This is a genomic window from Nitrobacter sp. 62-13 (assembly GCF_001896955.1).
Lineage (GTDB): Bacteria > Pseudomonadota > Alphaproteobacteria > Rhizobiales > Xanthobacteraceae > Nitrobacter.
This window is the reverse complement of record NZ_MKRN01000175.1, coordinates 15,807-39,264: the sequence shown is the minus strand read 5'-3', so window position 1 is coordinate 39,264 and position 23,458 is coordinate 15,807. Positions and strand designations below refer to the sequence as shown.

Annotated in this window: 15 protein-coding genes; 7 read left to right on the top strand and 8 right to left on the bottom strand. The window is 62.9% G+C overall.

What is annotated here, in order from left to right; genetic code table 11:
* Positions 1 to 399: 399 nt before the first annotated feature.
* From BGN91_RS12230 to BGN91_RS12220, 3 genes are all read right to left on the bottom strand, one after another.
* Positions 400 to 3,660 carry an ATP-binding protein gene (locus tag BGN91_RS12230; protein WP_292613517.1) on the bottom strand — a complete coding sequence of 1,087 codons (3,261 nt, stop codon included), beginning with the start codon at positions 3,658 to 3,660 and terminating at the stop codon, positions 400 to 402.
* Positions 3,661 to 4,426: 766 nt separating this feature from the next.
* Entirely contained in the window at positions 4,427 to 4,714 is a 288-nt protein-coding gene (locus tag BGN91_RS12225; RefSeq protein ID WP_292613516.1) for a hypothetical protein, read from the bottom strand.
* 206 nt (positions 4,715 to 4,920) lie between these two features.
* Positions 4,921 to 5,547 (bottom strand): DUF2478 domain-containing protein, encoded by a 627-nt coding sequence (locus BGN91_RS12220; RefSeq protein WP_292613514.1) that lies wholly within the window; start codon positions 5,545 to 5,547, stop codon positions 4,921 to 4,923.
* A gap of 326 nt (positions 5,548 to 5,873) precedes the next feature.
* On the opposite strand from BGN91_RS12220, the gene BGN91_RS12215 reads away from it, so the two are divergent.
* On the top strand, positions 5,874 to 6,860 hold the full coding sequence (locus BGN91_RS12215; protein ID WP_292613512.1) for a nitronate monooxygenase family protein: 987 nt from the start codon (positions 5,874 to 5,876) through the stop codon (positions 6,858 to 6,860).
* Between the two features lie 55 nt (positions 6,861 to 6,915).
* Here the strand turns inward: BGN91_RS12215 and BGN91_RS12210 are convergent, their stop codons facing one another.
* From BGN91_RS12210 to BGN91_RS12190, 5 genes are all read right to left on the bottom strand, one after another.
* Positions 6,916 to 8,232, bottom strand: a complete 1,317-nt coding sequence (locus BGN91_RS12210; protein ID WP_292613510.1) for a DUF3422 domain-containing protein — start codon at positions 8,230 to 8,232, stop codon at positions 6,916 to 6,918.
* Between the two features lie 188 nt (positions 8,233 to 8,420).
* Entirely contained in the window at positions 8,421 to 8,633 is a 213-nt protein-coding gene (locus tag BGN91_RS12205; RefSeq protein WP_292613508.1) for a SlyX family protein, read from the bottom strand.
* The gene (locus BGN91_RS12200; protein ID WP_292613505.1) at positions 8,626 to 9,393 is read right to left on the bottom strand and encodes a rhodanese-related sulfurtransferase; all 768 of its coding nucleotides are present in this window, start codon (positions 9,391 to 9,393) and stop codon (positions 8,626 to 8,628) included. The genes BGN91_RS12205 and BGN91_RS12200 overlap by 8 nt, the downstream gene beginning before the upstream one ends.
* A gap of 122 nt (positions 9,394 to 9,515) precedes the next feature.
* Entirely contained in the window at positions 9,516 to 9,731 is a 216-nt protein-coding gene (locus BGN91_RS12195) for a CsbD family protein (protein WP_292613503.1), read from the bottom strand.
* 199 nt (positions 9,732 to 9,930) lie between these two features.
* On the bottom strand, positions 9,931 to 12,027 hold the full coding sequence (locus tag BGN91_RS12190) for a methyl-accepting chemotaxis protein (protein WP_292613501.1): 2,097 nt from the start codon (positions 12,025 to 12,027) through the stop codon (positions 9,931 to 9,933).
* A gap of 477 nt (positions 12,028 to 12,504) precedes the next feature.
* On the opposite strand from BGN91_RS12190, the gene BGN91_RS12185 reads away from it, so the two are divergent.
* The 6 genes from BGN91_RS12185 (at position 12,505) to BGN91_RS12160 (ending at position 23,454) form a co-directional block, all read left to right on the top strand.
* Entirely contained in the window at positions 12,505 to 13,611 is a 1,107-nt protein-coding gene (locus BGN91_RS12185; protein WP_292613500.1) for an efflux RND transporter periplasmic adaptor subunit, read from the top strand.
* 83 nt (positions 13,612 to 13,694) lie between these two features.
* Positions 13,695 to 16,829 (top strand): efflux RND transporter permease subunit, encoded by a 3,135-nt coding sequence (locus BGN91_RS12180; protein WP_292613498.1) that lies wholly within the window; start codon positions 13,695 to 13,697, stop codon positions 16,827 to 16,829.
* A gap of 18 nt (positions 16,830 to 16,847) precedes the next feature.
* Complete coding sequence (locus BGN91_RS12175) at positions 16,848 to 17,462, top strand: TetR family transcriptional regulator (RefSeq protein WP_292613496.1); 615 nt, start codon at positions 16,848 to 16,850, stop codon at positions 17,460 to 17,462.
* Between the two features lie 346 nt (positions 17,463 to 17,808).
* Positions 17,809 to 20,073, top strand: coding sequence for an acyl-CoA dehydrogenase (locus BGN91_RS12170; RefSeq protein WP_292613494.1), 2,265 nt, complete (start codon positions 17,809 to 17,811; stop codon positions 20,071 to 20,073).
* Entirely contained in the window at positions 20,073 to 21,356 is a 1,284-nt protein-coding gene (locus BGN91_RS12165) for an acetyl-CoA C-acetyltransferase (protein ID WP_292613492.1), read from the top strand. The genes BGN91_RS12170 and BGN91_RS12165 overlap by 1 nt, the downstream gene beginning before the upstream one ends.
* Before the next feature lie 7 nt (positions 21,357 to 21,363).
* Positions 21,364 to 23,454 carry a 3-hydroxyacyl-CoA dehydrogenase NAD-binding domain-containing protein gene (locus BGN91_RS12160; RefSeq protein WP_292613490.1) on the top strand — a complete coding sequence of 697 codons (2,091 nt, stop codon included), beginning with the start codon at positions 21,364 to 21,366 and terminating at the stop codon, positions 23,452 to 23,454.
* Positions 23,455 to 23,458: the final 4 nt, after the last annotated feature.

Genomic DNA, 23,458 nt, shown 5'->3' with positions numbered 1-23,458 from the left:
CGTAGGCGAGGAAGGGCGTGCATAGAAAACCGCGGATGAGAAGATGTATGGTACCGAACTTGGCCTTCTTGGCGGCATCCGCGGCAAGCGCGGCCCCCATTTCCGCCGGCGGCACTGTTTCGATTACAACGCTGGCGTTCGCATAATCGGCCATCGCGTTCCCCCCTGTTGATTTTTCCCGATCACCGCCCTTCAGGCGGCCCCGTTATCACGCAAATGCATATCAGACATCTGCATATCGTGCAACGGTACGTCCCGTGCCGCTCTCGCAGATTTCATAAGGGGGGTGACAGGCGCGCGGGGAGGGGCGATCGGCCAGTCATACGCGCGCAGCCGATCGCAAGCGACGCTTAAAAAGCGCGTCGCTGCCGCTATTCATCATTCAAAGGAGCGGACGGACTACTCCGTGAAGGCCTCGATCTGCTCGTTGAACCAGTCGAGATCTTTTTTCCAACCGGCATTGTCCGGCGCACGCCTGACAACGCTCTCCATGGCGGCTTGCCCGTGCCGCAGCGCGGCCAGCGCATTGTCGTGATCGTTGGATCGGCGATACATCTCGGCAAGATGTCCTTGGCTCACAGCAACGCTGCGCTGCAAGTCGAGGTTGCCTGGATCGGCGAGCGACAGCCGTTCGAGAATCGCGCGCTCTTCGTTGAAGGATTTCAGTGCCTCGTCCGGCTTTCCCTGCGCTTCCAGCGCTTCGCCGATACGAGCGTAGGACACCGTCAGATCGCGCTGCCAGACGATGTTGCTGGGGTCGCTTTGCGCCAGCCGTTCTCTGATTGCAAGCGCGCTCCGGTAGGATTTCAGCGCCTCGTCCACGTCGCCCTGTGCCTCCAGCACGTCGCCGATGCAATCGTGCGACACCGAAAGGCTGCGCTGCCAATTGGGGTTGCCGGGGTCGTTGCGCGCCAGCCGCTCTCTGATCGCAAGCGCGTTGCGGAACGACTCCAACGCTTCGGGCAGACTGCTCTGCGCCACCAGCACGTCGCCGACCTTCTCGTGGGACACCGACAGATCTCGCTGCCAGCCAGTGTTGCCGGGGTTGGATTGCGCCAGCCGTTCGGCAATTGCGAGCTGGTCGCGAAAGGCTTGCAGCGCGTCCGCCATTTTTTCCTGGGCCAGCAGTACGTCGCCGATACGGTCGTAGGACACCGCCAGACCGCGTTGCCAGTCGGAATTATCGGGATCGGCGGTTGCCAGCCGCTGCCTGATCGTCAGCCCTTCGTGGAAGGATTTCAACGCGTCGGGCAGGCTGCTCTGCGCGACATGCACGTCGCCGATCTTGGCGTGGGACACCGACAGGTCTCGCAGCCAGCCGGCGTTGTCGGGCTCGGCGCGCGAGAGCTGCTGGGCGATCTCAAGTCCTGAGCGGAAAGCTGTCAATGCGTCGGCCAGCTTGCCCTGCGCCACCAGTGCGTCGCCGATACGATCATGAGAGAGCAGCAGACTGCGCTGCCAGCCGGTGTTGTCGGGATGCGCCTTCGCCAGCCGCTCCTTGATCGTAAGGCCGCCGCGCAGCACCTCCAGCGCCTCGGGCAGTTTGCCCTGCGCCATCAGCACCTCACCGACGCGATCGTAGGACAGCGTTCGATCCCGCTGCCAGTCGTTGTCATCGGTGTCGGCGGCGCGGGCCAACTGCTCTGTGATCTCGAGCTGGCTGCGGAAGGCTTCGAGTGCCTCGTCCAGCTTGCCCTGCGCCATCAACGCTTCGCCGACCTTCTCGTGCGACAGCGATAGGCCGACCTGCAACTCGGCATTATCGGGGTTCGCCTTCGCCACCCGTTCGGCGATCGTGCGTTGGTTGCGAAAAGATTCCAGCGCGTCCGGAAGCTTGCCCTGCACCGCGAGCACGTCGCCGATCTTCTCGTGCGACAGCGACAGATCGCGCTGCCGCTCGGCGTTTTCGGAATCGGCGTTCGCAAGCCGTTCCCTGATCGCGAGCCCGTCGCGATATGATTTCAGCGCTTCGGGAAGCTTGCCCTGCGCCACCAGCACGTCGCCGACGCGGTCGCGCACAACCGACAGGCTGCGCTGCCAGCCTGCATTGTCGGCATCGGTGCGAAGCAACTGCTCGAACGCTCCTCCGATCGCATTCAAGATGAGCAGGCGGCCATCGGGAGAGACGTGCCGTTCGATCGCTTCGTCGAGATTGAAAAGGAAGCGCTCGGCAACATGCGCGCGGACAGAACTGTCAGGGCTGTCAAGCAAACGGCTGATCTCTTGCGCGGCGGCTGTCGGAGTACCGGCAGCCGGCGAAATCACGGCATCGGCAAGCGCGCGCGTGGCGCCTTGCAGTTCCGCCTTGCTCAACGATGAATCGCCATAGTATCGGGCGGCACGTGCGGCGTCCTTGCTCGCCAGCAGGTGCACCATGGTTTCAGACGCGCGCAGAGGATCGTTCGGCGTCAGGGTCAGAAGGTAGTCCGCAATCAGCAGATGCAGTTGGGCGTTGGAGAGACGCAGTCCCGCCAGGCGCGAGCGGGCGGCGGCCTGCGCCTGGGGATGGTTGAAACTCCACTGCGCAAGCGTGCCATGCTGGTGAATCTGGCCGCGGAATATGCGGCACAGCGCGGCGAAACGCTTCTCGTCCCAGGGTTCGCCGCTGACCTGCGGCAATAATTGATGAATGTCGCTATCCCGCCATCCCGAGCGGCTTGCGGAAATCAGGCCGACGAACGCCGACGCAAGAGGGACGCCCAACGTTGCTGAAGCGCTGTCGAACGTTGCGCGGTAGAGGCGCAGGATATCCGTCGGCATGCTCCCGACGCTGTCCATCATCGCATTCTGCAGCCGTTCCTTAGGATCGCCGGAATATTCGCGCTGCATATCGGCGAAATGCTCGGTGTCGAGCAACTCGAGCTCCTCGATGGCGAGCACCAGCCACAACGGATTGCCAAAGGCGGGGGCGCTTGCATGTTTCTTCTCGAGCAGCGCATCGATCACTTGCGGCGAGATTTTGCTTCGATAGCGCTTGATCAGAGCATCGGCGATGCCACGCGCCTCGGCCGCGTCCAGCGGCGGCAGAGTCAACGATTCCACGCCCGAACGCTCGGCCAGCGCCTTGGAAGCGCCGCCGGCAATGGCGGTTGCAACGAGGCGCACATTGATCGGCCACGGCCGCGGCAGCCAGCTCGTGAACTTTCCGCGCGCGGTCTTGTTGAACTGGTCGATCGCGTCGATCAGAATAACGACGCGGCGCTGCGATGACATCCGCGCGAGCAGCGAGGCGAAAGCCCTCTCGACAATCTCGGGTTCGATATTCGCGGCGAGATCGACGTCGCCGACCGCGAGCGCGTCGCCGAGTTCCCTGATCCAGCGGCGCAACATGGCGTCGATCGACGAGGCTCGCGGGGTGGCGCCGGCGGCGTGCGCCAGCACAAAAGCGTCGGTCTCCTTGGTGCGGCGGAGAAGTTCGCCGAACAGCGCGCTCTTGCCCGAGCCCGGATCGCCGATAATGCAGATGCCCCAGGGCGGGCCTTCGCGCGTCGGAGAAAGGGCTTTCGCAGGAGAGGCGCAGAGATCGGTGACGCGAGCGATGACGGACTGCCTGCCGACGAAGTCGCGAGCGCGATCATCGGCAAAGGCTTCGAGCGCGCTGCGCTCGGCCTGCATGTCCTCGATCGTGCTGCTAACGGATACCGGACGCGATTGCGACATCGTAGGGGACCTCACTGAATAACTAATTCTATAGCATCATCATGGACTTGGACAAATCCGGCAGCTTAGTCATGTCATCAACCAGGAGATGCCAAGGTCGAATCCACGTTGACGCTGCACGGTCGGCACGAAAGGCCCTTGATAGGAGCCCTCGCGAAGGTCCTCCCATGGTCGCATTCAAACGACGGCTTAAACATGCGTCGTGCAAACGCGGCGCCTGCCAGAGTGTTCAAGTCCGATCACCTACACAGCCTGCAACCGGGGCTGTCATGGAGATCGCGAATTGACTGAAGTCTCTGGTTCTCTGGTTAGAGTGCCGCGAAACGGTGCAGCTTGGGCATGCAAACCGTAACACGGGTAAGCGCCGAGCAAGACTTCTAGGAGCTTTCCAAGTCAAGCACTATTTCACGGGCTACTTCATTCTCTTAACTCTCGGTTTTAGGTTCGACCTGGAAACTCTCGTCTTGCTCCGGCCACCTGTTGGGAAGCCGGTGTAAAGGGGGTTGTCAAGGGCGGTCGCCGCTCTCGGTTAACCCGTGTCCCATTGCTCGCCGGGGCGCGCAAGTCGGCCGACTTGCTATCCAAACGTCCCTGCGCAAGGCCTCTCGCAGAGCTCATGGCATAGCGGTCGTCCGCCTGCTGTACGGGCCCGAAATCATTGCGTCAACGTGCGGCCGGTCCGGAGAATGAGAAATGCCGTGCAACGGAGGGCAACAGGTCTTGCCGACGCAGGCTGTCCGAGCGCGCCGACTCTTGACCGTTGAGGCTACAAGTCCCGTCCTCTCGTTATCGCTGCGTCGAGCAATTTCTCTGCGTTTTCGACGGCCTGCCTGAAGATTTCGGCCTCTTCCTCCAAAGACATTCCCGTCATGGTGGAGTTCTTCAGGTCGCGGATGCAGTTGTCGCGGAGCATCATCAGGGAACTATCATCAAGAAGGTGCCCGCTGAGAACGTACCTGATGAGTTGAGCGGTAAAATTCTCAAACACGAGCGTAATCATGCCCGCTTGAGCTGCGCTCCGAGTTGCATTCTGGAGAATCTCTTTATCGTCCATCGCGTCGCTTCACGTGTTTGCGCCGGAGAACAAGGAACTCGCTGTTCGGGTGGGAGCTGTTGGAGCCATAAGCGCAAGCCGGGGGCGGCATGAGGGGGTAGGACCGCGCATATACAGGTACTCGCAGCCCTTCACCTTATCTGCCGAAAGTATGCTGGAGATTAGCCTTTTCCAGCCCCTCCAGCCAGCAGCTTTTTGCGTATCACTCATGCTTCCATGGACGGCAACCCGGGCTCGCACCGAGCCCGGCGTTCGATCGCGTTACGGCACCATGCGGTTATGGCTTCGACATCGGGTTTCAGGCGGTTGGCCGCCTCTCCGGCGAATGCCAGAAAGTCATCGAGGTTGTGTTCGGAGACGCCGATGATGAGCGGAATTTCGGCGATCAGGGCCTCGGCGATGACCGATCGCAGCCCCCGGCCTTGTGCCTCTTCCTTGCCGAACTTGTTGATGACGACCAGGTCGACATGCTCGAGCACCGCGCGCTCGATCCAGGCATCGATGCGCGCGAACGCGTCCTGATCGAGGCGGCAACCCCTTGCTTCGTTACCGCGATCCAGCGAGATCTTGACCTCGCCGCCGCCCAGCAGATCCTTCACATACATATCGCAGCGGCGCCGGCCTTCCCGGTGCGGATTGGACTGAACGACGCCGCCCAGGCGATATCCCCGCGCGGCCAGCGCCGCGGCGCATTCGGCGATCAGAGAATCCCTGACGAGGCCGTCCTCGTGAGTGATGAGTCCGATCTGTCCAAGGCCGGGTTCTGCACGCTCAGCGGAAATCCGGGGAGCATGCTGATGTCGCTCCGTCGTTTCCTTTTCAGGGTTTGTCATGATCTACTCGATGGCATCCGTCAGCGGTGTCATTCAATCTCCGAAGCACCGTTTCCGGCGCGGAGAAACCGCAGGTGCATTTCGAAGCGGCGCCGCAGTCCCTCCGCAGCGCACGCTGCTTCATTCTGCAGTAAATAGCGACAGAATGGCATAATTTTACGAGTGAAACCGACCTGAAGCGGTATGTCAAGGCAGCCGGGACAAGGCGCCAAGCAGGGTTTGGCGGGTGATTAACCTGACGTGTGGCCGCCGATCGATCTTGCCCCGCCCATTGCGGAATGGGAGCTTGCCGGCTCGCTGTCACCTGAGCGAATGGGGGGTTTTCCGTGAAAACGGCCATTACCGAATTGTTCGGCATCCGGCATCCGATCATCCAGGGCGGCATGCATTACGTCGGCTTCGCCGAACTCGCGTCCGCGGTCTCGAATGCGGGCGGTCTGGGCATCATCACCGGGTTGACGCAGAAGACGCCGGAACTGCTGGCGAAGGAGATCGCGCGCTGCCGCGACATGACCGACAGACCGTTCGGCGTGAACCTGACGTTTCTGCCCACATTCACTGCGCCGCCATATCCCGAATATATTCAGGCAATCGTGGAGGGCGGCATTGGAATCGTCGAGACGGCGGGCCGCAACCCCGAACAATACATGCCTGCGCTCAAGGCCGCCGGCATCAAGGTGATCCACAAATGCACCGCAGTGCGGCATGCGCTGAAAGCGGAACAGATCGGTTGCGATGCGGTCAGCGTCGACGGCTTCGAGTGCGGCGGTCATCCCGGCGAGGACGACATGCCGAACATGATCCTGCTGCCGCGCGCCGCCGACGAACTCGGGATTCCGTTCGTGGCCTCCGGCGGCATGGCCGACGCGCGCAGCCTCGTCGCCGCGCTGGCGCTGGGCGCGTCAGGCATGAACATGGGTACGCGTTTCATCGCGACCAAAGAGGCGCCAGTGCATGACAACGTCAAGAAGGCGCTGGTCGCGGCCTCCGAACTCGATACCCGGCTGATCATGCGCGCGCTGCGCAACACCGAGCGCGTGCTCAACAACCGCAAGGTCGAGAGGCTGATGGAGATCGAACGGGAGAAAGGCGCGGACCTCAAGATCGGCGACATCATCGAGGAGGTCGCCGGCGTCTATCCCAAGGTGATGATCGAGGGCGACATGGATGCCGGCGCCTGGAGCTGCGGCATGACGGTGGGCCTGATCCACGATGTGCCGAGCTGCAAGGAGCTGATCGACCGCATCATGGGAGATGCCGAGCGCATCATCCGCCAGCGCCTGACGGGCATGCTTGACGGCCGCGCAACGTAAGAGCGAATTTCGGGAAACGAAATCGTTGGGTGTTTGCCGCGCTTTCAATAAGGGGTCAGTCGTTGCGGCCGATATGTTTGTGGCGGATGCTGCGCACCACCGACCAGATCGACAGGGCGGCCACCGGAATGAAGGCGGCGGTCAGATATCCCGGCTCGACCGGAATCAGCCCGGACTCGTGGAGCGCCTTGGCGATATAGCCGAACAGGCTCACCACATAATAAGTGATGGCCGCGACCGATAGCCCTTCGACGGTGGTCTGCAGCCGGAGCTGCATCCGCGTGCGGGCGTTCATCGATTTGAGCAGTTCCTGGTTTTGCTGCTCGAGTTCGACGTCGACGCGCGTGCGCAGCAGGTTCGCCGTGCGCGACAGCTTGAGCGACAGGCTCTCCTGACGCGCCTCGGTCGTCACGCAGGTCCGCATCGCCGGCGCCATTCGCCGTGCCAGGAACGACGTCCACGTCGGTAGTCCGGCCACCTTGCGCTCGCCGATCGTCGTCAGCCGCTGCTGCACGATCTCGTAATAGGCCCGGCTGGCGCCGAAGCGGAATACGCTCGCCGCAGCGCCGGCCTCGACTTCCGCGGCCAGTGCCGTCAGTTCGTCAAGCAGGTGCCGGTTGTCGGCAAGGTTGCCGTTGTTGCGCATCTTATCGGTCACCTCGGCGAGCCGTTGCTCGACGGTGCTGATCGACGGCGCGAGTCGCTGCGCTTCGGGCAGGCCGAGCAGAGCGAGAGTGCGATAAGTCTCGATTTCGATCACGCGTTGCGCCAGCGCGCCGGCGCGATCCGGATTGAGTTTGCGGTCGACGATCAGAATTCGCACGAAGCCGGACGGGTCGGGCTGGAAGTCGGTGGCGTAGATCGCCGCGCCGTCGCTGTTTTCGGCAAGCGCGAGACTGTTCCGGTCGAACAGCCGCTCCGGCGGCTGGACGGCGGGTCCGTCGGCGAGCACATGCATGTCGATGGCGACAAGAAGCGGACCCGGTTGCGGGACGAGCTGCATTGGAGCGGCGAGCGCCGCAGCCGACGGGTGAAACGGAATTCCGTCAGGTTGGGAGGGCAGCTCCCAGGTATAGGTGGTGAATTCGGAATGCTGCTCCCATCGCAGCACGGTGGTGCCGAACGCGACTCGATAGTGCCGTTCGGCGAAGGTCGGCACCGGCAGGCCGCGCGCCGAACAGAACGCCGCCAGATGGTCGCGGTCGGCCTGGGCCCGCTCGCCGGCCGTCTCAAACGCGAAATGCAGGATGCGGGCAGGAACGGACAGCGCCGTGAAAGGCCGCGCATGCAGTTCGCCCAGGATGGCGGTCCTCAGCGGATGCGGCGTCAGCCGGGCGGCCTCGCCGTCCCCAATCGAGACTTCCGCGGTCATGCGATCCTTTCCGGCAATGTGTCGCCCAGTGTCTCGATCCCTTTGATGCGATGCGAACCCCTGAATCGCCACACTGGTTGTAGCGGCGTGGCGATAAAGCGTGCAACGCCGTTTATCACGCACGCCCGTGATAAGCCGATAACGGTTGCCGATCAACGGCGGCGGGGACGCCGGCGGAAACGCCGCTCTCAATAATGCGGCGGCGGCTCGTTGGCGGGGGCGGGACGCGCGGCTTCGGCCTCCCGCACGCGCTCGCTCAGCTCGGCGACCTGCCGCGACAGCGCATCGATCTGCTTCCACTGTGCGGTGACGGTCTGGTTCAGCGTCTCGATGGTCTCGTCCTGATAGGTCAGGCGCATCTCCAGCGCCTCAACGCGGTCGGCCAGGGTCCTGTCAGTCATCGCCGGCCTCTCCGTCCATGAGCCGACCCGTGCGCCTCGATTCTTTCAGCCCGTGGCCGAGCGCTATTCGATCGTCGAACACGAAGCATTCGCCCTGCCAGCGGCTTTGACTTTCGGGGACGGCTTCGAGGTATTTCAGGATGCCGCCCTTGAGATGATAGACTTCTTCAAAACCGCGCGACAACAGATAGGAGCTCGCCTTTTCGCAGCGAATGCCACCGGTGCAGAACATCGCGATCCGGCGATGGCGGTGCGGATCGAGCTTCTGTGCGACGAAATCCTTGAACTCGCCGAACCGCGCGAGTTGCGGATCGATCGCGCCTTCGAAGCTGCCCATCGCCACTTCGAAGGCATTGCGGGTATCGATAAGAAGCGTGCCCGGCGCGGCGATCAGGTGGTTCCAGTCCTTCGGTGCGACATAGATGCCGACCGCGCGGGTCGGATCCGTGGCGGGATCGCCGAGCGTCACAATTTCTCTCTTCAGCCGGACCTTGAGCCGCGCGAACGGCATCACCGATGCCTGTGAGAATTTCAGTTCGAGATTGTCGAGCCGGCCGTCGAACAACGGACCCGATTGCAGTTCCGCCGCCAGCGCATCGATGGCGTCGGGCAGGCCGGCGACAGTGCCGTTGATGCCTTCTTCGGCAAGCAGGATCGAACCCTTGACGGACAGTCCAGCGCAAAGCGCGTGCAAGGGTTCACGCAGCTCGCGAAAATCCGGCAGCGAAGTAAATTGATATAGAGCGGCGACCTTGAGCATGACGCGGGTTTATCAGTCCGCGCCGGGTCGCGAAACCTTGCATTACAGGATGCGGGGATAGCGGGTTGCACAAAAAAGACCGGCTCCGGGGCCGGTCTTTTGTTGAACTGGATTAGTCCAGGTCAAAGTTTTTTATTTACCGCGTCTGCCGCCTTGTTGGCGGAATCCTTCACCGCCTCCTTGGCATCGCCGAGCGCTTTCTGGCCCTTGCCCTTCATTTCCTGAATCGCGCCTTCGCCCCGCATCTTGTCGGAGCCTACAGCTTCGCCGGTGCTCTGCTTTATCTTTCCCATCGCTTCATTGGCGGTGCCCTTGATCTTGTCCGTCGTGGAACTCATGGATCCTCTCCTTTGCGTTGAGCCTCGACAACGCGGAGAGCTTCGGAGGGTTCCTGCGGGGCTGAGGGGTGATCGCCCGGCTGTGGGAAGATTCAGGGAGGGAACGTTCATGAGCGGGTCGCGTGATCCGCTCATGATGGATTTATCAAGCGCAATGAGGTTTGCTCGTCAGCGACGAAACAAACCTCATCGCATCCGCCTAGGCGGCCCTGACCGTTGTGAGGAAGTTTTCGACTTCCAGCTTGAGGCGGTCCGTATTACTGGCCAGGGACTTTGCCGCTGCCAGGGCCTGCGTGGAGGCGCCACCCGTTGCGGATGCACCGTTGCTGACCTCGATGATATTGGAGGAAACCTCCGAGGTGCCCGCCGCAGCCTGCTGGACGTTGCGGGAGATCTCCTGAGTCGCAGAGGCCTGCTCTTCGACGGCTGAGGCGATCGTCGCGGAAATCTCCGCGATCCTGCCGATAACGACGCCAATCTCTTTCACATTGACGACGGAATCGTCCGTTGCCGTTTGGATGCTGGCGATCTGCTGACCGATCTCGGCGGTCGCCTTCGCGGTCTGCTCGGCCAACGCCTTCACCTCGGACGCCACCACCGCGAAGCCGCGGCCAGCCTCGCCTGCGCGAGCGGCCTCGATCGTGGCATTGAGCGCCAGCAGGTTGGTCTGGCTTGCGATCGTGTTGATGAGTTCGATCACGTCTCCGATCTTGGTCGACGCCTGCGACAGCGAGGTGATCCGCTGGTCGGCGCTATGGGCCTTTTGCGCCGCCTCGCTTGCGATCCTCGACGCTTCCTGGACCTGCCGGCTGATTTCGTTGACGGACGCTGCCATCTCCTCGCTGGCGGAGGCCACGGACTGAACGTTGACCGTCGCTTCCTCGGAGGCCGCGGCCACAGCGGAAGAAAGCTGGTGGGTCTGCTCGGCCGTCCGGGTCAAAGCGGTTGCCGAACCCTCGAGCTGGGTCGCTGCCGAGGAGACCGTCTGGATCACTTCGCCGACCGCCGCTTCGAAACTGTCGGCAAGCCGGTGCATGTCTTCCTTGCGCTGCTGGGCGGCAAGTTGATCCTGCTTCATCTTTTCTTCCGCCTCGTCGCGCGCTTTCTGTTCGGCCTTGACCTTGAAGGTCTCGACCGCACGCGCCATGTCGCCCATTTCGTCCTGGCGCTCGAGTCCGGGCAGAACAACGGAGAAGTTGCCGTTCGCGAGTTCACCCATCGCTCCGGTCAGCGCAGCCAGCGGCCGCAGGATCCGGGAAAACGCGATCCAGAAGCTGACCAGCGCGAGCGCGATACAACCCAGCAAGATCAATCCGGCGACGAGCAGTTTCGATCCGCTGTTTGCAGCTTCCGTCGCGGCTTCCTGGTCGGCCGCTTCACCGACCGCTTCGGCGAGACGCAGAATCGAATTGATCGCGGTGGTTGCCCGCGTGACATAGTCGTTGCCGCTGATCGTGTACTCACCGCTCTCGGCTGTCGCGAGTATGCCGTCACGCGTTTGGCCATAGATCTGGAAATAATCGTTCTCGACACCCGTGATCGCATCCGCGACTTTTTTCGGCAAGTCGGTGCGCATCCGCAGCGGCGAGATCGTTTCCCATGCCAGTTCGACATTTCCGCGGTAGCGAGCGATGGTCCGGAAGCCGACGGTCGTCATCTTGGCGCGGGAGCCAACCATTCCGCCGAGGAATGCGCGCTCCCGTCCGGCGTTCTCGGCCATCTGCGCAGTCAAATTACGTATGCCGACCAATTGCGCCAGAGCCGCGGTGGGTGGGCGGTTCAGCGTTTCCATCGTCAGGCGCAGCTTGTTGCCGGAGATGTCGATCAGTTTGGTGATCGCCGGCGCGAAGCCTTCGACGACCTCCGGGTTTCGCTCCGATCCTCGCTTGGGAAGGTTCTCGTCGAGCCTCATGCGAAAGCCGACGAATCCCTGGAACGTGTTCTCGGCTTCCGAAAGCTGCGACTCTGCAGATTTCATTGCCGGAATCCCGTGCAGCAGTTGAGTTGCTTCCTTGAACGCATGATCGGCGGTTTGCCGCGTGCTGGCGATCTTCGGGCCAAGTTCGGCAGGCAGGGCGTCGGGTGATTTCAGCGGCGCATTTGTAAGTCCGCGCTCGATCGCCCACTGCCCCGCGCTTTTCAGCAGCAGTTGGGAAATGTGATTCACTTCGAGAAATGCTTCAGACTTCTGCCGCTGTTCGTAGGCCTGATATGCCGCAATTCCGGCGGAAAGGGCGCCTATCAGGACGAGCGCCGAAACGATTGCAGGAAGAGTAACGCTTATCTTCGCCTTCATTTTGGATTCCTTCCAATGCAGGTGAATTCTCACTGATCCACAGTTCTATGGGACGGTCAGCCTCCGATCTCTGACGATTCGGCTTACGGATGTTTCTGTGATGCGCGTGGCGATAAGCCCGCAGTGCCCGCGCGATCCGTATTGAAGCCCCGGCGGTATCTTTGAACGGGCCTGATTAAAATTTTACCAATCTTAGAGCGGGCGAGATCCGCCGCGGCCGTGAGTTGCGTCTCGCGTCAGCGAGATCATTCCCCACCGTCTTCCCGTGTGCAGGGTGGGCGCCGACGCGTCTCGCCACTCCTTGCAGTTCCGCCGTGTGATCCACCGCGTCCTTTTTTCGGAATTCTTCCTAAAAGCGGCTCCGCAGAATTGAACGGACCATCATCGCTCACGTATTCCTGATCTGTGACGATTATTGACAATCATCACTAAACAATCCACAGTAAGGGCAAGAACAGCTTCTGAAGGAAATTCCCGATGCAGGCTCATTCTCCTTTCTTGCGGTTTTCCAGGTATTTGCCACTTGTTTTGGTGGCCCTTCCAGCGCTGGCATTAGGGGGCTGTAATGAATTGGCCGCCGAAAAAGCCGAGCCGGCGCGTCCGGTTCTGACCGCCACGGTGCATTACGAGGCCGAGATTCCGGATCGGAGCTTCGTCGGTACCATCAAGCCGCGGATCGAGACCGATATGGGTTTCCGCGTCTCCGGCAAGGTCGCAAAGCGCCTGGTCGAGGTCGGGCAGGTCGTTGAGGTCGGTCAGCCTCTCGCGACCCTCGATGAAGTCGATCTCAAATTGCAGGCCGAGCAGGCGCAGGCTGAATTGAGCGCGGCCACCGGCGTGCTGGCGCAGGCCGCCGCCGCCGAGAGGCGCACAAAGGAATTGCGCGCCAAGGGCTGGACCACGGACGCCCAGCTCGATCAGGCCAAGGCCGCCGCCGACGAGGCAAGGGCTCGGTTGAATCGCGCGCAACGCTCGGTCGAATTGACCGGGAATTCCCTGTCCTATGCGACGCTGACCTCCGACACCCGCGGCGTGGTCACCGCGACGCTGGTGGATGCCGGGCAGGTGGTCGCTTCGGGGCAGCCGGCGATCCGTGTCGCGCGTCTTGGTGAAAAGGAGGCCGTGGTCGCCATACCGGAAACGCTGATCGGCCGCGCCCGGACCGGCACGGCGCGGGTGTCGCTGTGGTCGGAGCCCGGCAAGACCTATACCGCGAAGCTGCGCGAGATCGCGCCGACCGCTGATCCTGCGACACGCACCTATCTCGCCAAATTCTCGCTGCCGGATGCCGGCGACAAGGTATCGCTCGGCATGACAGCGACGCTGACGCTCGCCGATGCCGCCGCCTCCCGCGTGGCCCGGGTGCCGCTGTCGGCGCTGTTCAGTCAGGGCGGTCCGTCGGCGCTCTATGTCGTCGACGACAAGGGCGATGTCGCGCTGAGGCCGGTCGCGGTGAAATCCTACGAGAGCAACGACGTCATCATCACCGGCGGCGTGGACGAGGGCGCGAAGGTCGTCGTGCTCGGCGTGCAGAAGCTCGATCCGTCGCAAAAGGTGCGCGTGGTGTCGTCACTGTCGTTTTGAGTCATTTCCGGCATTGCGAGGAACTGAGCTCCTCGCAATGACGAACGGAACTGAAGACCGCATCTGCAAGAAGGAAGATTGCGATGAAGCGCTTCAATCTGTCCGCCTGGGCAGTGAGCCATCCTGCGCTGATCCTGTTCCTGATCATCGCGCTCGGCGTCGCCGGCTTCTTCTCCTACGAGAAGCTCGGCCGGGCCGAAGATCCCTCCTTTACGGTCAAGGTGGTGAACGTCTCGGTGATGTGGCCGGGCGCGACAGCGGACGAAATGCAGACGCAGGTCGCCGATCCGCTTGAGAAGAAGCTGCAGGAACTGCCGTATTTCGACAAGGTGCAGACCTATTCCAAGCCGGGTTTCACGGCGATGCAGGTGTCCTTCCTCGACTCCGCTCCGCCCAAGCAGGTGCCCTATCTGTTCTATGTCCTGCGCAAGAAACTCGCGGATGCGCAGGGCAGCCTTCCCGCGGGAATCCTCGGGCCGGTCGTCAACGACGAGTTCAGCGACGTCGATTCCATTCTCTACACCCTGACCGGCGACGGCGCCGATTATGCGCAATTGAAAAAGGTCGCGGAGGGCCTTCGCCAGCGGCTGTTGAGGGTAGAGGGCGTCACCAAGGTCAACCTTTACGGCACCCAGGACGAGCGCATCTACGTCGAGTTCTCTCATGCCAAGCTGGCGACGCTCGGCATTGCGCCGCAGGCGATCTTCGATTCGCTTGCAAAGCAGAATGCGGTGACGCCGGCCGGCACCGTCGAGACCTCGTCGCAGCGGGTGGCTTTGCGCGTCACCGGCGCGTTCGACGGCGCCAGGGCGGTGGCGGAGACGCCGGTCGAAAGCAACGGACGCGTGTTCCGCCTCGGCGACATCGCAACCGTGACCCATGGCTTCGTCGATCCGCCGACATTCAAGGTGCGTCAGGAAGGCAAGCCGGCGCTCGGCATCGGCGTGGTGACCGCGAAAGGCGCCAACATTCTCAAGCTCGGCGAGGACGTCACCAAGGCCGCCGACGAATTCATGCAGGCGGTGCCGCAAGGTATCAATATCGAGCGCATCGCGGATCAGCCGAAAGTGGTCGAGCACGCCGTCGGCGAGTTCGTGCATTCGTTCATCGAGGCGCTGGCGATCGTGCTGTTCGTCAGCTTCCTCGCATTGGGCTGGCGCACCGGCATCGTGGTGGCGCTGTCGGTGCCGCTGGTTCTCGGCATCGTCTTTATCGTCATGAACGCGATGTCGCTCGATCTGCATCGTATCACGCTCGGCGCTCTGATCATCGCGCTCGGGCTATTGGTCGACGACGCCATCATCGCGGTCGAGATGATGGTGGTGAAGATGGAGCAGGGCTGGGACCGGATGCGCGCGGCGTCCTTTGCGTGGGAATCCACCGCCTTTCCAATGCTGACCGGCACCTTGGTGACGGCGGCCGGCTTCCTGCCGATCGGCTTCGCCAATTCCGGCGTCGGCGAATATGCCGGCGGCATCTTCTGGATCGTGGCGATCGCGCTGGTCGCATCCTGGTTCGTCGCGGTGATCTTCACGCCCTATATCGGCGTCAAGCTGCTGCCGAACATCAAGGTCAGCCACAATCACGATCCGCATGCGATCTACGAGACGCGGATCTACCGCAGCCTGCGCGCCGTGATCCAGTGGTGCGTCAACCACCGCATCAAGGTGGTCGCGGCGACCGTCGGCATCTTCGTCGCGGCGGTCATCGGATTTGGTCATGTGCAGCAGCAGTTCTTCCCGTTGTCGGAGCGGCCCGAACTGTTCCTGCAGCTCCGGCTGCCGGAAGGCACGGCGTTCGGCGTCACCGAGAAGTCGGTGAAGGAGGCCGAGAAGATCCTCAAGGACGATAACGATATCGCGACCTACACCGCCTATGTCGGCCAGGGCTCGCCGCGCTTCTGGCTCGGCCTCAATCCGCAATTGCCGAACGAGGCCTTCGCCGAGATCGTGATCGTGGCGAAGAACGTCGAGGCGCGAGAGCGCATCAAGGCGAAGATCGAGAAGGCGGTGGATGACGGGGCGCTGACCGAGGCGCGGGTCCGGGTCGACCGTTTCAACTTCGGTCCTCCCGTCGGCTTTCCCGTTCAATTCCGGGTGATCGGACCAGATCCGAAAATGGTGCGCGATATCGCCTACAAGGTGCGCGATGTCGTGCGCGCCAATCCGAATGTGAAGGACCCCAGCCTCGACTGGAACGAGCAGACGCCATACCTCAAGCTCGTGGTCGATCAGGATCGCGCCCGCGCGCTCGGCCTGACGCCGCAGGATGTCTCGCAGGCGCTCGCCATGCTGATCTCGGGCGTGCCGGTGACGACCGTGCGCGACGGCATCGAGAAAGTCGGGGTGGTCGCGCGTGCGATTCCGTCGGAGCGCCTCGATCTCGCCGGCGTCGGCGATCTCACCGTGACATCGCGCAACGGCGTTGCTGTGCCGCTATCGCAGGTCGCGAAGATCGAATACGCTCACGAGGAGCCGATCCTGTGGCGGCGCAACCGCGACATGGCCATCACCGTGCGCGGCGACGTGGTCGACGGTGTGCAGGCGCCCGACGTCACCAACCAGATCTGGCCGAAATTGCAGGAGATTCGCGATCACCTGCCGCCGGCCTACCGGATCGAGGCGGGCGGCGCGTTCGAGGAGTCCGCCAAGGGCAATACCTCGATCTTCGTGCTGTTTCCCGTCATGGCCGTCGTGATGCTGACGCTGCTGATGGTCCAGTTGCAGAGCTTCTCGCGGCTCCTGCTGGTGTTCCTGACGGCGCCGCTCGGCGTCGTCGGCGCGTCCCTCGGTCTCAATGTCGCGAACCAGCCGTTCGGCTTCGTGGCGCTGCTCGGCCTGATCGCGCTCGCCGGAATGATCATGCGCAACGCGGTCATCCTGGTGGATCAGATCGAGACCGATGTGACGCATGGTCTGACCCGGGGAGAGGCGATCGTCGAGGCGACGGTGCGGCGCGCGCGGCCGGTGGTGTTGACTGCGCTCGCGGCGATCCTCGCGATGATCCCATTGTCGCGCTCGGCGTTCTGGGGACCGATGGCGATCACCATCATGGGCGGGTTGTTCGTTGCGACCTTCCTGACGCTCTTGTATCTGCCGGCGCTTTACGCGCTATGGTTCAGAAAGAGTCTGGCCGAGCATGGCGGCGAGCGGGAGCAGGCCAGACCCGCGCCGCGCGAGACGCAACTCGCTTTTCCGCTTGCTCAGGCCGGAGAATAATTGAAGATTGGCTCTCTCATGGCGATAGTCACAGACAATACCGAAGCTGATACGCGTCACCGGATTCTGGTGGTGGCGGAGCGGCTGTTCCGCGAGATCGGCTATCAGAAGACCACCGTCGCCGACATCGCGAAAGTGCTGCGGATGTCGCCGGCCAATGTCTATCGCTTCTTCGATTCGAAGAAGGCGATTCACCAGGGCGTGGCGCGGCGGCTGATGGGCGAAGTCGAGGACGCGGCCGAGGCGATCGGCGCCGCGCCGGGTCCGGCCACGCAGCGCCTGCGCGAACTGCTGTCCACGATCCATCACATGAACAGCGAGCGCTATGTCGGCGACGCCAAGTTGCACGAGATGGTCGCCATCGCCATGGAGCAGGACTGGGACGTCTGCAAGGCGCATATGGAGGATATCGCCACGACCGTCGGCGAGGTGATCGCTCAGGGCGCGGCGAGCGGCGAGTTCCAGGCACCGGACGTGCGGCTGGCGGCGCTGTGCACGTGCACGGCGATGATGCGCTTCTTCCATCCGCAGATGATCGCGCAATGCGTCGACAAGCCGGGGCCGACGCTCGATCAGATGATCGATTTCGTGCTTGCCGGTCTGGCGCCGCGCGAAAAGAAACAGCCGGGCTGAAGTTTTTTGCGAATTTTTGTGAAGGCTGATCGCGGACGGTGCTGCGATCTTCGTCGGATTCAACGCATTCGCAGCCGCTCTCGGTCTTCATGCCCCCCGCGTCCCGCATTGCGGCCGGTTGAGGCTTTCACGCGTTTGCAAATCGCGTTTTTGGAGCTCTTGCGCTATTGTGAGGTCGCAGGCCGACCCCGAATTGCAAAATTTCGCTTAATTTTCAATTGCGAAACCATGAAATGTAACTCGCTTTTGCCTTTTTAAGGATATTTCCTCTTATGGGTATAAGGTCATTGCCTGAAGCGATAGCGAGTCGACGCACCGCGGATTATCCGAACAAGAGGACATTGCGATGAGTTTTCGCCGTGACGTGATCTCCAAGCTGATTTTCTCCTGGGCGCGCCGCGTGCTGCCGTCGATGTCGGATACCGAGCGCGAGGCGTTGGATGCCGGCGACGTCTGGTGGGATGCCGACCTGTTCTCCGGCAATCCCGACTGGGCGAAACTGCTGGCGACCTCGCCGGCGACTCTGACGGCGGAGGAAGAGGCGTTCCTCAACGGCCCGGTGGATGAGCTTTGCGCCATGCTCGACGACTGGAAGATCAACTGGAAGTGGCGCGATCTGCCGCCCGAGGTCTGGACCTTCATCAAGCAGAAAAAATTCTTCGGCATGATCATTCCGACCGAGTACGGCGGGCTCGGTTTCTCGCCCTACGCGCATTCGGAAGTGGTGCGCAAGATTTCGTCGCGCTCGCTCGTCGCCGCGGTCACGGTGATGGTGCCGAATTCGCTCGGACCGGGCGAACTGCTGATGCGCTTCGGCACCAGGGACCAGCAGGCGAAATGGCTGCCGCGCCTTGCCGACGGCCAGGAAGTTCCATGCTTCGGCCTGACCAGCCCGGAAGCCGGTTCAGATGCGGCGTCGATGACCGACACCGGCATCATCTGCAGGGGCACCTTCGAGGGCCGCGAGGTGATCGGACTCCGGCTCAACTGGCACAAGCGCTACATCACACTCGGTCCGGTGGCGACGCTGCTCGGGCTCGCCTTCAAGGCTTATGATCCCGATCATCTGGTCGGCTCGCAGGAGGACCTCGGCATCACCGTGGCGTTGATCCCGACCGACCTGCCGGGGGTCTCCATCGGCCGCCGCCATCTGCCGGCGATGCAGGTGTTCCAGAACGGTCCGAACTGGGGCAAGGACGTTTTCATTCCGCTGGACTACGTCATCGGCGGGAAGGAGCGTCTGGGCCAGGGCTGGAAGATGCTGATGACGGCGTTGGCCGCCGGGCGCGGCATCTCGTTGCCCTCACTCTCGGCGGCGGGCGCGGCCTTCGCGGCGCGCACCACCGGCGCCTATGCGCGCGTCCGCGAGCAGTTCGGCATTCCGATCGGAAAGTTCGAAGGCATCGAGGAGCCGCTGGCGCGCATCGCCAGTACGGCCTATCTGATCGACGCAGCGCGACGATTGACTTGCGCCGCGCTCAACGAGGGGCATCATCCCGCCGTCATTTCAGGCATCATGAAGCTGCACGCCACTGAGCGGCTGCGTACCGTGATCGATGACGCCATGGACATTCACGGCGGCAAGGCCGTGATCGACGGCCCGCAAAACTACCTCGGCAATCTCTATCGCGGCGTGCCGGTCTCGATCACGGTGGAGGGCGCCAACATCCTGACGCGCAACCTCATCATCTTCGGGCAGGGCGCGATCCGCGCGCATCCCTATCTGCTGCAGGAGATGAATGCGCTCAGCGATACGGACAAGGTCAAAGGCCTGGATACCTTCGACAAGACGTTCTGGGTTCATATCGTCCACAGCGTCACTACGCTGTTCCGCGCCTGGGGCCGGAGCTGGAGCGGTGGGGCGTTCGCGCCTGCGCCGGAGGATGCGGGTCCGGTGACGGACTTCTACCGTCAGCTCTCGCGCTATGCATCGGCCTTTGCATTGTGTGCCGACATGGCGCTCCTGACGCTCGGCGGCAAGCTGAAGCGCAAGGAGATGCTGTCGGCGCGGTTCGGCGATATTCTCTCCGAATTGTATCTCTTGTCGGCCGTGCTCAAGCGTTGGCATGACGAAGGCCGGCAGGAGGCCGATCTCCCGGTGGTGCAATGGTGCATGGCGACGGGCTTCCGCACCATCGAGCAGCGCTTTGCCGACATTCTGGCGAACCTGCCGAACCGCTATGTTGCGATCATGCTCAAATTCATGATCCAGCCGATGGGCGCGCGGGCGCGCGGGCCGAGCGACGCCGTCGTGCATGCCTGCGCTCAACTGGTGCTGGAGCCGTCCGTCGCTCGCGACCGACTGACGCCGGGTCTCTCGCAAGTGGATGACGACAACGGCGTAGCGCGCCTGGAAAAGGCGTTTCTGCTGGTGACCGCCGCGGAGGACGTCTTCAAGCGGATGCGCGCGGCGCGTCTGCACGACACGGATGCGGCGATCAAGCAGGGCGTCATCACCCCGGTCGAGGCCGAGCAATACAAGGCGGCGCACGAGGCGGTGCTCCGGGTGATCGAGGTCGACGACTTCGCACCGGAAGCGTTGTCGCCCTACAAGAAGTCCATCAGCGTGCAAGTGGTGCAGGAGCGGAATGAAACGAGGGCGGCAGGCTGATGGTGCGCCCTGTCTATATCATCGACGGCAGCCGAACTCCCTTTCTGAAAGCACGCAGCGGCCCCGGGGCATTCACGCCAGTCGATCTGGCGGTGCAGTGCGGACGGCCGTTGCTGGCGCGGCAACCGTTCGCGCCCGATGCGTTCGATCAGGTCATCCTCGGCTGCGTCAACGTCATCGCCGACGAGATGAACCCGGCCCGCGTCGCCGCGCTGCGGCTCGGCATGGGCGAAGCGATGGTGGCGTTCACGGTGCAGATCAACTGCGGCTCAGGCATGCAGTCGATGGACACCGGCTACCGCTATATCCGCGACGGCAACGCCAACCTGATCCTGACGGGGGGCGCCGAGGCGCTGAGCCATGCGCCGCTGGTCTGGCCGCAGCAGGGCGTGCGCTGGTTCGCAGGTGTCGCCGGCGCCAAGGGCATCGTTGAAAAGATCAAGGCGATTGCGAAAGCGCGACCGCCCTATTTCAAGCCGATCATCGGACTCGAGCGCGGGCTGACCGATCCGATCACCGAACTCAACATGGGCCAGACCGCCGAGGTGGTCGGCCACTTGTTCGGCATCACCCGTGAACAGGCGGACGCTTACGCGGTCGAAAGCCACAGGCGGCTGGCGAAGGCGCAGGCCGAAGGCTGGCTCAAGGGCGAGGTGGAAACGGCATTCGCGCGCGACGGAAAATTCTTCGATCACGACGACGGCGTGCGCCCGGATTCCTCGATGGAGACGCTGGCGAAGCTGAAACCGGTGTTTGAGCGGCCATGGGGCCAGGTCACCGCCGGCAATTCGTCGCAGATCACCGATGGCGCGTGCTGGACCATTCTTGCATCGGAAGACGCCGTCATCAAACACGGGCTCAAGCCGAAGGCGATGATCACCGACAGCCAGTGGTCGGCGCTCGATCCCTCGATCATGGGGCTCGGCCCGGTGCTGTCGGCGACGGAACTGTTGAAGCGCAACAAGATGGCGCTTGGCGACGTCGAGACCTGGGAGCTCAACGAAGCCTTCGCCACGCAGGTGCTCGGCTGCCTCGCCGCATGGGAGGACGAGAAATTCTGCCGCGACGTGCTCGGCCTCGACGGCGCGGCCGGCGCGATCGACCGCGCCAAGCTCAACGTCGATGGCGGTGCGATCAGTCTTGGTCATCCCGTCGGCACCTCGGGCAATCGCATCGTGCTGCATCTCGTCAATGCGATGAAGCGGCTCGGCACGAAGCGCGGCGTCGCCACCGAATGCATCGGCGGCGGGCAGGGCGGCGCCATGCTGATCGAGATGGTGTGAGGGCGTCATGGATTCAAAGGTGTTGGACGTTCTCAAGGATCGCGTGCTGGAGCTCGGGCCAAAACCCGATGCAAGCGGCCCCTATCGCAACTTCAAGCTGACCCGCGACGCCGACGGCGTGGCGTGGGTGCTGTTCGACCGCGCCGATTCCAGCGCCAACACGCTGTCGTCGGATGTGATGGAGGAGTTCAGCGCGATCCTGACGGTGCTGGAAAGCCATCTGCCCGCCGGCATCGTGATCCGCTCGGCGAAAACCTCCGGCTTCATTGCAGGCGCTGACGTCAACGAGTTTCGCGGCGCCGCGGATCCGACCGAGGTCGAAACCACGATCGGCCGCGCCCACGCCATCATCGATCGGCTCGAAGCAATGAAGATTCCGACCGTCGCCGTGATCCACGGCTTCTGTCTCGGCGGCGGGCTCGAGGTCGCGCTGGCGTGCCGGACGCGGATCGCGATCGACAATGCGCGGTTCGGCTTTCCTGAAGTCATGCTCGGCCTGCATCCCGGCCTCGGCGGCACCGTGCGTTTTACCCGACTGGTCAATCCGATCCAGGCGATGCCGCTGATGCTGACCGGCAAGACCATCGATGCGCGGAAGGCGAAATCGCTCGGCCTTGTCGACGCCGTGACGCAGGAGCGCCACGTCCTCAACGCGGTAAAGGATGTCGTCGGCGGCCGGCTGAAACGAGCCAGGCCGAACGCGCTCAATCGGCTGCTCAACCTCGGACCCGTTCGCGGTTTTCTCGCTTCACGGATGCGCAAGGAAGCGGAGAAAGCTGCGGTGCAAGAGCACTATCCGGCTCCCTATGCGCTGATCGATCTCTGGGAGAAGCACGGCGGCAGCAAGGCCGCGATGCTGGCGGCCGAAAAGCGGTCCTTCGCCAAACTGATGGTGACGTCGACGGCGCAGAACCTGATCCGGGTGTTCTTCCTGCGCGAGCAGATGAAAAAACTCGCCGGCGGCGGCAACGTCGTGAAGCATCTGCATGTCATCGGCGCCGGCGCCATGGGCGGCGACATTGCAGCATGGTGCGCGCATCAGGACATCCGCGTGACGCTCGCCGACATGAAGCCGGAGCCGATCGCCGGTGCGATCAAGCGCGCCGCGGATCTCTATGGCAAGATCCTGCGCAAGCGCACCGACATTCGCGACACGCTCGATCGCCTGATGCCCGACCTGGAGGGCGAGGGGGTGCGCAATGCCGATCTCATCATCGAGGCGGTGCCGGAAAAGCTCGAACTGAAGCAGAAGGTCTATGCCGGTATCGAGCCGAAAATGAAACCGGGCGCGATCCTCGCCACCAATACGTCGAGCATTCCGCTGCAGGAGCTGCGAACCACGCTGCAGCATCCGGAGCGGCTGGTCGGCGTGCACTTCTTCAATCCCGTGTCGCGCTTGCAACTGGTCGAGGTGGTCAGCCACGATGCCGCCGACCCGCAGGTGCTCAAGCAGGCTCTCGCATTCGTCGGCGCCATCGACCGGCTGCCGTTGCCGGTGAAGAGTTCGCCGGGTTTCCTCGTCAACCGTGCGCTGACGCCCTACATGCTCGAAGCCATGCTGATGCTCGACGAGAAGATCGACAAGACCGTGATCGATGCTGCTGCGGAAAAGTTCGGCATGCCGATGGGGCCCATTGAACTCGCCGATCAGGTGGGCCTGGATATCTGCCTCGCCGTCGGCGACGAGTTGCGCGCAAAGCTCGGCGATTTGCTGCCGCCGCCGCCGGACTGGCTCCGTGAGAAGGTCGCGAAAGGCGAACTCGGCCGCAAGACCGGTCAGGGTTTTTACACATGGCGCGAAGGCAAGGCCGACAAGGGCACCGCGAGCAGATCGCAGATCACGCCGGAAATGATCGATCGCCTGGTGCTGCCGATGTCGAACGTTTGCGTCGCGTGTTTGCGCGAAGGCATCGTCGATGATCCCGATCTGGTCGATGGCGCGATGATCTTCGGCACCGGCTATGCGCCGTTCCGCGGCGGGCCGCTGAACTATGCGCGCACCCGTGGTCCGGAGAATGTCGCCGCCAACCTGCGCGAGCTTGCGCAGAAATTCGGCGTCCGTTTTGCACCCGACGCCGGCTGGGATACGTTCAAATAAGGTG

Coding starts and splice junctions, on each gene's coding strand:
- BGN91_RS12230 (WP_292613517.1), bottom strand. CDS start 3,660: ATGTCGCAATCGCGTCCGGTATCCGTTAGCAGCACGATCGAGGACATG.
- BGN91_RS12175 (WP_292613496.1), top strand. CDS start 16,848: ATGGCGATAGTCACAGACAATACCGAAGCTGATACGCGTCACCGGATT.
- BGN91_RS12185 (WP_292613500.1), top strand. CDS start 12,505: ATGCAGGCTCATTCTCCTTTCTTGCGGTTTTCCAGGTATTTGCCACTT.
- BGN91_RS12220 (WP_292613514.1), bottom strand. CDS start 5,547: ATGACAAACCCTGAAAAGGAAACGACGGAGCGACATCAGCATGCTCCC.
- BGN91_RS12160 (WP_292613490.1), top strand. CDS start 21,364: ATGGATTCAAAGGTGTTGGACGTTCTCAAGGATCGCGTGCTGGAGCTC.
- BGN91_RS12180 (WP_292613498.1), top strand. CDS start 13,695: ATGAAGCGCTTCAATCTGTCCGCCTGGGCAGTGAGCCATCCTGCGCTG.
- BGN91_RS12190 (WP_292613501.1), bottom strand. CDS start 12,027: ATGAAGGCGAAGATAAGCGTTACTCTTCCTGCAATCGTTTCGGCGCTC.
- BGN91_RS12225 (WP_292613516.1), bottom strand. CDS start 4,714: ATGGACGATAAAGAGATTCTCCAGAATGCAACTCGGAGCGCAGCTCAA.
- BGN91_RS12200 (WP_292613505.1), bottom strand. CDS start 9,393: ATGCTCAAGGTCGCCGCTCTATATCAATTTACTTCGCTGCCGGATTTT.
- BGN91_RS12195 (WP_292613503.1), bottom strand. CDS start 9,731: ATGAGTTCCACGACGGACAAGATCAAGGGCACCGCCAATGAAGCGATG.
- BGN91_RS12165 (WP_292613492.1), top strand. CDS start 20,073: ATGGTGCGCCCTGTCTATATCATCGACGGCAGCCGAACTCCCTTTCTG.
- BGN91_RS12205 (WP_292613508.1), bottom strand. CDS start 8,633: ATGACTGACAGGACCCTGGCCGACCGCGTTGAGGCGCTGGAGATGCGC.
- BGN91_RS12170 (WP_292613494.1), top strand. CDS start 17,809: ATGAGTTTTCGCCGTGACGTGATCTCCAAGCTGATTTTCTCCTGGGCG.
- BGN91_RS12210 (WP_292613510.1), bottom strand. CDS start 8,232: ATGACCGCGGAAGTCTCGATTGGGGACGGCGAGGCCGCCCGGCTGACG.